Genomic DNA, 11805 nt, shown 5'->3' on the forward strand with positions numbered 1-11805 from the left:
GCGACGGATTCGCTCGGGTAGGCGATGGATTCGCTCGGGTAGGTGACGGAATCCCTCGGGTAGGAGATGGAATCCCTCGGGTAGGAGATGTAATCCCTTGGGTAAGCGACGGAATCCCTCGGCTAGACGCCGAATTCCCTCACCCCTGCACCTCCACCTCACTAGTTATCTCGATTTCAAGTCTTCAAGATAAGGGGGCTTAAATTCAACAATCAGCTGAAAAAGAATCTTAAAAAAACTTGCCAGATGGCAAGTTTTTTATGGTTCTATAATTGTTTATTCTTGAATCTGTTCATGAATGAAAGGGAGTATATAACAAGCAACACAATCAGTAAAATAAAAAATCCATTTTGAAAGCCAATCGTTCCAATCATATATCCAAATAGAGGGAAACCTATCATAATGACAAAGCTTTCTACGAGGCTGATCATCGAGAAAAACGTAGAGCGAACGTCACTACTTAATAAGTTTTGAATGAAATTAGAAAAGATCGGTTCAAATAACGTAATTAACTGGGACAAAATTAGAAATGCTACAACAATCCCCCATTCAGGAGAAACGATAAATAAAACAAAGAAGAGAATGTAGAGTCCATATCCATAATTCACAACGTTAAAGAATTCCCATTTTTGCTCTAAACGGTGTGCTAATTTAGCCATTGCCACACCAAGTAAACCATCAACAGTAAAGATAACGCCTATCATGAGTGAAGAAAATCCTAACCTTGTAAAATACTCCTGCCCATAAAACGTTAAAATTACAATCGTCGTTGTGGCTGCTAAAAACAAAATAATCGGCATGTGAATCGTGGGGTTTTCCTTCCATATAAAAAAACCTTGTTTAAACTGATTTCTCCACTGTTCCATAAACTTCATGTGTTTTTGTTTTGGTTGTTCACGTTCAGGTTCTTTTAACAATGCAATGGGGATAAATGTAATTACATGAACAGCAATCATGCTACCGTAGACCCATTCCCAACTAATATCAGCCATCCATCCCCCAAGTAATTTGGCCATGCTTAGAGAGAGGAGGGAAAGAGCGGTCATGTTCCCGAATATACGAGTGTAGTCTTTTTCCCGGTTTTCTTGTTTGAGTGTATCATAGGCTAGTGCTTCTTCAGCTCCAGAACGAAAGGTCATACCAAGGCCTAGTGACATAAATGCTAGTCCGAAAAGGGAGAGGGAGTCACTGTAAAGCATGAATCCTGAATAACCGAGCATTGTCACATTGCCCAATAAAATACTAACTTTTCTTCCGTACAAATCAGAAATCATGCCCGTTGGAACTTCAAAGAGTACAACACTTAGATGCATGATGGCCTCTATGATTCCGATTTGCCCCATAGACAAACCAGAGTCACTTAAATAAATAACCCATAATGCTCGATCAAAAGCTAGTTGGGCAATAAACACATAGAGATAGATCATATTTATATTCCGTTTTGTTAATGACATTAAAAATTCCTCCAACACAAATAAAAAACCACAGGTAAGTACACCTGTGGTTTAAACTCATTGATTTTTAGCTAAGGCTCAATTTAAATATGTTCTTAGCTGTCTAGCTCCAGCGACCAGCAACGCATGGACTTCCCTCGCCTCCGTACGATAAGTCAACATCGATTCACCAAGGTTCATCGTGTTTCCTTTATCGTACTACGGGCTCAGTCCAGTCCATGCGTTGCTAAACGGTCGCTTGCACTTTTCTTAACCAGGTAGATTATACTTACGTACAAGATGCTATGAAATTTTGCTTAAAAAAAGACACACGTGTCCCGTTGTTAAGCAAAATCCCGAAAATTGTGCTCATGAAAGCAATAAATCTTTGTATTTCATTCATGGCCACATCATACGTAAGCATAATCATACCCCCTTTGTGTCGAAGTTATAAATCTATAATAATCGTAATAAATGATGGATTGAATATCAACCCATCATTTATCTATGCTTTGTTTTCTATATTTACTTGGCGTCGTACCCTCATATTTCTTGAAAAGCCGGGAGAAGTGGGAAGCACTCTGGTACCCATAATGGTTTGCTACATCTAGAATGGAATCATCTGAGTTTAATAGCTTTTTCTTAATCTCTTTCATTTTTTGTTGGTGAATATATTGTTGTAACGGGATCCCAACTTCTTTTTTGAACATGCTTGATAATTGATTTGGACGTACATTCAGTTCAAAAGCTAGGGACTCTATTGAGACAGGTTCATGGATATAGTCAATAACCTTTTGTAGGCAAGCCTTCATTAAATAGGTGTGCTCTTTATTATGGTTTTGTATTTTAGATAGATAATCATGAACAATGATTAATTCAAGTTGGAACAAATCTTCTAAATGTAACTTTTGTTCTGTTTCATGAACGTAGTAATAAGAAGTAGATAGTGCTTCTTCTTCATCTACACCTGCATCAATAGCCGTACGTGCAATTAGTGTAATGGTAGATATCATGCGATTCTTATAAGAACGAATCGTGTCTTGATGGCCGAAGGTTGGTTCGGGAATATCACGGACACTTTTAACGAGCTCAGCAGCATCAGAATCTCCTTCTTTTAATCTTTCTAAAAATCTTCTTTCCAGTCTGTAAGTGTATTTATAAAATTGCTCTTGATGTTCTTTTGTTTGGGTTGGGAAAACTAAATGTTGATGTGTTTGATCAAACGATTGATCAAACGTTTGATCAAAAATAGGGGTGTTCCAATTACTCTCTAATAATGCGTGCAGAATATGACTAAAATAAATGGTTTGTTGGGCATCCACACAAGGGATTTGATTGTAATAGGATAATATTTTCTTTGATATATGTACATTTTCTTTTATTCGACGAAAAGCTTGTTCGATGTCGCTAGATTGAACTTCGTGATAAACAAAGGGACCAATCCAAAAGTATCCGTCTTTCATTGTATGGTGATTCTTGATTTTAATAAGAATGAAATGGCGTAGAAATGAGTCAGAGATAAGCTGGACCTGTTGATCTTTTTGAAGGTGTTGTTGAAACAAGTTGTTCATCTCGTCATCAAAAATAGGGAGAGGAGATTTTAGTTCACCTAAGGCAATCCTTGTTTGTCTGCTATTTTCCACAAATCCCACAGGTACAAGGGTTGAATGATGAAAAGTCATCAATACTCGGCGGGTTTGATCAAGGTTAGGCATTAAACATTTCTCCTTTTTAGAATGAGTGGTTCAATTGTAAATAATAGCACTTTTTAATAAAGATGTATAATATATGTGTGTTTTTGTAGAATATTTGTTTATTGGATATGGGGAAATTGTCATATATTTGTATAAGGAAGGGAAATAAAATCCCTCGTGTTCATGTACGAGCTTTTGCTCAATACGCGAACACGAGGGACGAAGTGAAGTGTAGTGTGTACGTGACGTATGCAACGTCACTTTCGCTACTTTAGCAGTCTCGTCATTGCCATGTCAATATATATTTTGGGGTGTAAGTGATTTTCAGAGTTTCATCATACTTTCTAGCAAATTCACTACTTTTGGATTATGTTAAAAAGGAGATTTTTTCCCATCATGGATTGATATAACATGATATGATAGAGGTAGCTGATTTTAAAGAGGGGAGGGAGATTGTTGAAGTGGATTCGTTCATTGATTGTGATTCTATTAAGCATGACTGTTATCGTTATCTATCAATCACTTACATATGCAGATGAGCTTGAGACCGTATCAACCTATAAGAGCTGGAAGATCACTTTCAACACACCAATATCCCCAGACTATATTAACTCAGATTCTATCTATGTGATGAACGAGGAAACAGGTAAACGAGTTTCATCTGTTCAATTAAATCTGTCACAAGATCAAAAGGTTGTAACGATACAACCTACTGTTCCTTACAATCCAACTACGACGTTCACCTTACATATAAAACAACCAATCATCTCTACGAAAGGGATGCCAATGATGGAAGGTGAGCAGAAACAGTTTAAAACAAAAGGAAAGCCAAAGTATAGTGAACAAGCTATGGAATACTTTCAAGAAATTGCTTTCGGTTCAGAGTGGGGAGACGCTGATTATCCAGTTAGAAAATGGAACAATAACCCACGTATAAAGGTATTTGGGAACCCTTCGGATAAAGATATGAATGCTCTTCAAAATACAATATCAGAGGTGAACGGACTACAAGATCATATTGAATTGAAGCTTGTAGATTCAGACCCAAATATAAAAATTTATTTTGTTCCTTTGGAGGATTTTGGTGAGTATGTAGACAACCCTAAGGCTGGAAATTGGGGCTTGTTTTATTATTGGTGGGAACCTGGTGAATTTGTTATAGATGAAGCGGAAATTCTTATCTCAACTGATAAACCCACTCCAAAGGGCAGGTCGCATCTAATTCGTGAAGAACTAACCCAATCCCTAGGTCTTCCACGTGATTCTTACAGCTACCCAAAGAGTATGTTTTTTCAGGATTATACCACTGTTACAGCGTACACAGAGTTAGATAAAACGTTAATACAAATGCTTTATGAAGATGAAATTAAAGCAGGTATGACGCAAGTAGAAGCCATAGAAGTTTTTCACAATTTATTGCCATAAATGCCTGAGCATTCTCTTATTGTTATATAAGAGGATGCTTTTTTAGTTTTTTCTTTTTAAGTTGACATTCCCAGTGTGAGTGTAATACACTAACATACAAGTTTTAGCAAAGATTAGTAGCTTAGTTGAGTATAGATGAGATGAGAATGAGATAGTTGAGTTGAGGTTAGAGAAGAGATTAGATGAGTAATGAATAGATAAGGTTACAACTCCATTTGTCGTGGGGTTTATTTCCACAATGAAAATTCCTCAACCCTCTCATTCTCCATACCATATGGAGAGGTGAGAATAATGAATAAAATTCTTCAATTATTAGAGGAGTCGTCTGGTTATCGAACGATTCCTGTAACGTACTCTTTTTACACAGATACGTTAACCCCAATACAGATTTATGACCGCCTTAAAGACGAAGCGGTATATCTCTTAGAAAGTGGTGACCATGCCTCCGAATGGTCACGATATTCCTTTATAGGACTCCATCCGTTTTTAACATTACAAGAATACCAAGAATCCGTTTCTGTTACGGATCATGATCAACAAACACATACATCATACCCAAGCTTGAAGTCTGCTTTTGAAGAAACATTTAACCGTTTAAAGGTTAAATTACCTGAAGTTCCTTTACCATTTCAAGGTGGAGGCGTAGGGTTTGTTTCCTATGATGCTGTCTCTTCATTTGAAAACATGAATAGGCACCGAAATGACGACCTTGAACTTCCTGATTATCATTTCCTGTTTTGTCGTACGTTAATAGCTTTTGACCATAAGACAAATCAAGTTCATATCATTCGCTATGTACGTACAGAAGAAGAAAATGAACAAATGAAATCAAACGCCTTCAAAGAAGCTCAAACCCAGATCTATGAACTTGTAGAACGTTTATCAGCAAGAAAACAAATGGACCTTTTCTTTATTGATAACCAAGAAGAAGAGCAGGGAGCTCAGGGGGTTACTTCCAATTATGATAAGGAAGATTTCAAGCGCGATGTAGAAACGATTAAAGAATATGTTCTGTCTGGAGATGTCTTTCAAACGGTATTATCCCAGAGGTTTGCAAAAGAAATGTCATGTGATGGCTTTGAACTATATCGTGTGTTACGACACGTAAACCCATCCCCTTATATGTTCTATTTGAATTTTGAAAAATATGAAGTAGTTGGTAGCTCACCAGAACGCCTTATTCAGGTGGCTAATAAAAAACTTGAAATCCATCCTATTGCAGGAACCCGAAAACGTGGAAATGATCAGGCAGAAGATGAAGCGCTAGCTGATGAGCTCATGAACGACGAGAAAGAGAAAGCTGAACACTTTATGCTTGTAGATCTAGCTAGGAATGATATTGGAAAGGTCGCTACTTATGGAACTGTGCAGGTACCTCTTTTGACAGAAGTAACGAGGTTTTCTCATGTCATGCATATGATCAGTAAGGTAACAGGTGAATTAAGAGAAGATGTTCATCCCATAGAAGCCTTCCAAGCTGCTTTTCCAGCTGGCACACTCTCTGGTGCACCGAAAAGAAGAGCGATGGAAATTATACAAGAATTAGAGCCGAATGCACGAGGTATTTATGGTGGTGGCGTTGTATATTATGGCTTTGATGGAAATATGGATTCATGCATTACCATTAGGTCGGTTCTCCTTAAAGACCAGTTTGCTTATGTTCAAGCTGGAGCAGGTGTTGTAGCAGATTCCGATCCAGAAATGGAATGGCAAGAAACCGTGAATAAGGCCAATGCTTTATTCAAAACGCTTCATATTGCCGACCGCATTTTTGGAAAAGAACAGAAGGAGGACACCTACTATGCTTAAACCATTCTTAAACCGTTTAATTGAGGGAGACCGATTATCGGATCAAGAAGCTTATACAATTATGGATCATATCATGAAAGGGCAAGTATCTACAGAGCAATTAACAAGTCTTTTATCCATTATGAGATTACGAGGTGAAACTGTTTCTGAATTGCTAGGCTTTACAAATGGAATGCGAGAGCATATGAGAACCATTCAACATCATGAAGAAGTAGTGGTTGATACGTGTGGTACAGGTGGCGATGGTCACTCTACCTTTAATATCTCTACGGCTGTAGCAATTGTGTTAGCTTCCATGGGTGTGAAAGTTGCCAAACATGGAAATCGTAAAGTTTCTTCATCCAGCGGGAGTGCAGATGTTTTAGAGTTGTTAGGGATTCCGGTTGAATCAACTTCTGAGCAAGCTGAAGAGAGGTTGGCTCATCAAGGTATGACCTTTTTATATGCCCCTCAATATCATCAAGCCATGAAGCATGCAGTTCCAGCAAGAAAAGCATTAGGGTTCCGAACATTCTTCAACCTTCTTGGACCATTATCAAACCCAGCGAATTCTAGACACCAGGTGATTGGCTTATATGACAACACACTTGGTGAGAAGTTGGCTGAAACATTGCGCTCTCTAGGATCACAGCATGTTCTATTAGTTACTGGCAAAGAAGGGCTTGATGAAATGTCGATTGCAGAACCAACCGACATTGTTGAACTGAATAAAGGAAAGATTACCCGTACAGAACTCAAACCAGAAGAGGTTGGGTTAAAAAGAGGAAACTTGAAAGATATACAAGTGCAGAATGCCATGGAAAGTGCACGGTTGGTCCAAGAAATTTTTGAAGGGCGTTCTAATGAGAGTGCAAGAGACATTGTCGTGTTAAACGCTGCAGCGGGGCTATACGTCTCAGGGAAAATAGACTCCATTAAAGATGGTGTTTCCATTGTGAAGCAGGCTCTTGATAACGGAATTGTATTAAATTATTATCAATCTATTTGCTCAGGTAAGGAAGGGGTTTCGAATGCTTAAAAAAATATTAGATCAAAAACAAAAAGAATTAGAAGCTCTTACATTGCCCGTTAAACAAACTGTAGAGAAGCAATCCTTTTATGAAGCTCTTTCTAATCATAATAAATTAATCGGACTCATTGCTGAGGTAAAAAAAGCATCTCCATCGAAAGGAATTATTCGTGAAGATTTTCATCCGGTTGATATTGCGAAAATGTATGAACAAGCAGGTGCAGCGGCTGTCTCTGTTTTGACCGATGAACAGTTTTTCCAAGGCCATCGTGATTTTGTAACAAGCATCAAACAACAAATTCAGCTTCCTGTTTTACGTAAAGATTTTATTATTGACCGTATCCAGGTAGAAGAAAGTGCAAGAATTGGTGCAGATGCCATTCTATTGATTGGAGAAGCATTAGATCCTAACAAGCTATATGACTTGTATCAATATGCGGAGTCATTCGGATTGGATGTTTTGGTAGAGGTTCATTCTGAAGATACGTTACGTAAGGTTCTTCATGTATTTACGCCAAAAATCCTAGGGGTAAACAATCGAGATTTAACAACTTTTGAAACAACTATCGATACAACAGGTAAGCTTGCTTCAATCATACCTAAAGAATGCCTACTTGTTAGTGAAAGTGGGTTGTTTACTAGACATGACTTGAAGCAGGTGAAGAACAGTGGAGCAGAAGCAGTCCTTATTGGTGAAGCTCTTATGAGAAAAGATGAACCTATTTCTTATATCCGTAAATTAATAGGGTGTGATCCAACACATGTCGATTAATATGAAACTTTGTGGCAACCGATCCCTTTTTGATTTAAAAACATCGATTGAATCTGGAGCTGAATATATCGGTGTTGTATTTGCTGATAGTAAAAGGCAGGTAGATCCAGAAGAACTTGCAGAATGGCTTAAACAAATACAATTTGAAAAAAATCAGAAACTTGTGGGCGTGTTCGTGAACCCAACGATAGGTGAATTAGATGGGGTTATGAAGAATATCGATTTGGACGTTATTCAACTACATGGTTATGAGGATATCGCTCATGTATTAAATATTAAAGAAAGATTCGGATGCACCATTTGGAAAGCGATCCACCATACAGACTCATCAGTTGAACTGATGCACTTATATAAAGGTGTCATAGATGGTTATGTGGTTGATGCAAAATCCAAAGAAGCATGGGGAGGAACGGGTAAACAATTTGATTGGAAAGCTGTCCCTCGCTATATTAAGGAAGCTGAAATGCAAGGCGTTCCATGCTTTATCGCAGGCGGAGTTAACCCGGAAAATATTTTTGAACTAGCATCTTTAAAACCACATGGAATTGACGTTTCTAGTGGAATTGAATCGGAAGGAAAGAAAGATGTGAACAAAATAGAGGAGATTATGAGGAGGTCCAAGCATGTCAGTCACATATCCTGATTCTAGAGGAAGATTTGGTGAATACGGGGGACAATTTGTTCCTGAAACTCTAATGGCACCCTTAAAGGAAATCGATGAATCATTGCAAGCTGCTATGGAAGATCCATCTTTTATTGAGGCGTATCATCAAGCATTAAAAGATTACAGTGGAAGACCAACATCCTTCACATACGCAGACCAACTTTCAGAGTATCTAGGTGGTGCAAAAATATATTTGAAACGTGAGGACCTGAATCATACAGGTGCACACAAGTTAAATAATGCTTTAGGTCAGGCCCTATTAGCAAAAAGGATGGGGAAAGAAAAAATCATTGCTGAAACAGGTGCAGGCCAACATGGTGTTGCTTCTGCTACAGTAGCGGCTAAATTAGGCTTAGAGAGCAAAGTATTTATGGGCGAAAAAGATATTGAACGACAGCAATTAAATGTCTTTCGCATGAAATTGCTTGGAGCTGAAGTGATTCCTGTCTCCTCAGGTAACAAAACCTTGAAAGATGCTACAAATGAAGCGATTCGATTTTGGGTTGCAAACTGTGAAGATCACTATTACTTGATTGGATCCGTTGTTGGTCCTCACCCTTATCCCAAAATGGTACGCGATTTTCAACGTGTAATCGGAGATGAAACAAAGGATCAAATTCTAGCTGAACAAGGGTCGCTACCTAATCGCATCTATGCATGCGTGGGTGGAGGCTCAAACGCCATCGGAATGTTCTATCCATTTCTAGAAGATGAGGTGGAACTTGTTGGAGTGGAAGCGGCCGGTAAGGGTGTCGATACACCGGAACATGCTGCCACTATAACGAAAGGATCAGATGGCATTATACATGGCTCAAAAACCTATCTTATGCAAGATGAACATGGTCAAATAACAGAACCATATTCGATTTCAGCTGGTTTAGACTACCCTGGAATTGGACCTGAACACGCTTATTTACACGCTTCAAAACGTGTTCGCTACGAATCTGTAACGGATGATGAGGCGCTAGATGCATTGCAATTACTCTCTCGAAAAGAGGGAATTATCCCTGCTATAGAAAGTGCTCATGCTTTGGCGCAAGCGTTTAAAGAAGTAAAGGATATGGACGCTAACCAGAGCATCGTCATAAATGTATCTGGGCGTGGAGATAAAGATATGAGTACCATAATGAATGTATTACAGGAGGGAGAATAATGAGCAAGAGCACTGTGCAAACATCTTTTGAACAACGATTGCAAAAGGAAAAGGATCTGTTCATTCCATTTATTATGAGTGGGGATCCAAGTCCTGCTGCCACTGTGGAGCTTGCTCTAACCCTTCAAGAAAGTGGTGCAGATATTCTTGAACTCGGCGTGCCTTACTCAGACCCTCTCGCAGATGGACCTACGATTCAAGAGGCGGCAGGGAGAGCCCTTCAACATGGTATGAATTTAAAAGAATCGATAGAGCTTGTACCAAAAATGCGCTCAAAAGGTCTTGAGATCCCTGTGGTATTATTTACGTACTATAATCCAGTTCTTCAATATGGGTTGGAGCAGCTGTTTCAAGATTTAAGAGAGCATGATATTGATGCATTACTTGTACCAGATATCCCATTAGAGGAGAGTGTGGAACTTAAAGAATATGCTCATGAATTTGGTGTTGAGCTTATTTCTCTAGTAGCTCCAAATTCTGAAGCACGTATTCGAAAAATTGCTGAGCAAGCGACAGGGTTCTTATATTGTGTCTCTTCTCTAGGTGTGACAGGAGAAAGAAAAGAGCTGAGTCAAGATATATCCTCATTCCTTGAAAAAGTTAAATCGTATAGCTCAGTCCCAGTTGCAGTAGGTTTTGGGATATCAACGAATGAACAAGTTCATCTAATGAAGCAATATAGTGATGGTGTCATCATTGGCAGTAAAATCATTAAAGTGATTAATGGGTATCATGATGAACTGGTAAGCGAGAGTGCTCGCCCTAGTGCATTAAAGAAGGTTAAACAAGAAATCGTAGAATTAGTGCAATAGTTTAGTGGAGACAGAAGAGTTGAGCAGAGGAGAGATAACTATGATGATCATGATAGATAACTATGATTCGTTTACGTATAATCTCGTACAATATATTGGAGAACTTGGTGTAGAAGTACTTGTGAAAAAACACGATCAAATATCGATCAAGGAAATGGAGAGCCTTAACCCTGAAGCGATTGTTATCTCTCCAGGTCCGTGTACTCCAAATGAAGCTGGGATTAGTTTAGAGGTTGTGAAACATTTTGCTGGAAAGATCCCAATCCTAGGTGTTTGCCTCGGGCACCAAGTCATTGTGCAAGCTCTGGGTGGCTCTATTGGACGAGTGGAACAGCTCTATCATGGAAAGGCGTCACGAATGATTCATGATGGTAAGAGTATCTATCATCAATTGCCAAATCCTCTTCAGGCTGGTCGTTACCATTCCTTGATTGCAAAAGGAGAAGAGATCCCTGAAAGTTTAGAAGTCACCGTAAGGGATAGTGCGGGAGATGTGATGGGAGTACGTCATAGAGATTTTGCTATCGAGGGGATTCAATTCCACCCAGAATCGATTTTAACTGAGCACGGAAAACAAATGCTGATTAACTTTATGGATTTCTACCGCATCGCACCAGAAGCTAGAGTTGGATAATCTTCAAATAGAGAAGCACTCTGATTATGGAGTGCTTTTTTTAGTTTCTATTCAACAAACTGGCAGTTATGTTGAAGACTTGAAACTGAGAGGTTCCGTTGCTTTTGTGGAGTGCGGCGGGCTGTGGAACGGGTTGCTTTCCTGCGGACGAAGCGCCGAGCCTCCTCATTCGCAAGCTCTCTGCGGGGTCTCGTCACTCCGTTCTTCCGCTGGAGTCAACCCGTTCCACAGCCCACCTTGGCCGAATGGTGACTAACGGAACCGCCGTAGTTCTAGGATGAGGTGTTCTAATTCCAAGGTAGTATAATCCTATCATGACAAGGGTCTAAGCAACTTCTGTGAATATGTTTTCCAATCAATATGTGGTGGGAAAGTCCAAATAATGGTCCGTTAGTCTCCA

At 39.1% G+C, this 11805-nt stretch carries 11 protein-coding genes; 9 read left to right on the top strand and 2 right to left on the bottom strand.

Going from position 1 to position 11805, the window contains the following annotated elements; translation table 11 throughout:
* On the top strand, positions 1–203 hold a 203-nt coding region (locus H514_RS24875), incomplete at its 5' end, for a hypothetical protein (RefSeq protein ID WP_161625889.1).
* A 63-nt stretch (positions 204–266) separates the two neighbouring features.
* On the opposite strand, the gene H514_RS23655 is transcribed toward H514_RS24875, so the two are convergent.
* Both H514_RS23655 and H514_RS0120745 read right to left on the bottom strand, forming a co-directional pair.
* Positions 267–1454, bottom strand: coding sequence for an MFS transporter (locus H514_RS23655; protein ID WP_051255261.1), 1188 nt, complete (start codon positions 1452–1454; stop codon positions 267–269).
* Between the two features lie 476 nt (positions 1455–1930).
* A complete protein-coding gene (locus tag H514_RS0120745; protein WP_027448689.1) occupies positions 1931–3148 on the bottom strand; it encodes a helix-turn-helix domain-containing protein in 1218 nt (405 codons plus the stop codon).
* A 435-nt stretch (positions 3149–3583) separates the two neighbouring features.
* Between H514_RS0120745 and H514_RS24125 the strand changes: the two genes are divergently transcribed.
* From H514_RS24125 to H514_RS0120785, 8 genes are all read left to right on the top strand, one after another.
* The gene (locus tag H514_RS24125; protein ID WP_051255262.1) at positions 3584–4552 is read left to right on the top strand and encodes a DUF2927 domain-containing protein; all 969 of its coding nucleotides are present in this window, start codon (positions 3584–3586) and stop codon (positions 4550–4552) included.
* 291 nt (positions 4553–4843) lie between these two features.
* Positions 4844–6361, top strand: a complete 1518-nt coding sequence (gene trpE, locus H514_RS0120755) for an anthranilate synthase component I (RefSeq protein ID WP_027448690.1) — start codon at positions 4844–4846, stop codon at positions 6359–6361.
* Positions 6354–7379, top strand: a complete 1026-nt coding sequence (gene trpD / locus H514_RS0120760) for an anthranilate phosphoribosyltransferase (protein WP_027448691.1) — start codon at positions 6354–6356, stop codon at positions 7377–7379. The genes trpE and trpD overlap by 8 nt, the downstream gene beginning before the upstream one ends.
* Positions 7372–8142 carry an indole-3-glycerol phosphate synthase TrpC gene (gene trpC, locus H514_RS0120765; protein WP_027448692.1) on the top strand — a complete coding sequence of 257 codons (771 nt, stop codon included), beginning with the start codon at positions 7372–7374 and terminating at the stop codon, positions 8140–8142. Before trpD ends, trpC begins: the two co-directional genes overlap by 8 nt.
* Positions 8132–8785: a phosphoribosylanthranilate isomerase gene (locus H514_RS0120770; protein WP_027448693.1), complete on the top strand. Its 654-nt coding sequence runs from the start codon at positions 8132–8134 to the stop codon at positions 8783–8785. The genes trpC and H514_RS0120770 overlap by 11 nt, the downstream gene beginning before the upstream one ends.
* The gene (trpB, locus tag H514_RS0120775; protein WP_027448694.1) at positions 8766–9959 is read left to right on the top strand and encodes a tryptophan synthase subunit beta; all 1194 of its coding nucleotides are present in this window, start codon (positions 8766–8768) and stop codon (positions 9957–9959) included. Before H514_RS0120770 ends, trpB begins: the two co-directional genes overlap by 20 nt.
* Complete coding sequence (gene trpA / locus H514_RS0120780) at positions 9959–10771, top strand: tryptophan synthase subunit alpha (protein WP_036841937.1); 813 nt, start codon at positions 9959–9961, stop codon at positions 10769–10771. Before trpB ends, trpA begins: the two co-directional genes overlap by 1 nt.
* A gap of 40 nt (positions 10772–10811) precedes the next feature.
* Entirely contained in the window at positions 10812–11405 is a 594-nt protein-coding gene (locus H514_RS0120785) for an anthranilate synthase component II (protein ID WP_027448696.1), read from the top strand.
* The last annotated feature ends 400 nt before the right edge of the window (positions 11406–11805 follow it).

The organism is Pontibacillus marinus BH030004 = DSM 16465 (assembly GCF_000425225.1).
GTDB lineage: Bacteria > Bacillota > Bacilli > Bacillales > BH030062 > Pontibacillus > Pontibacillus marinus.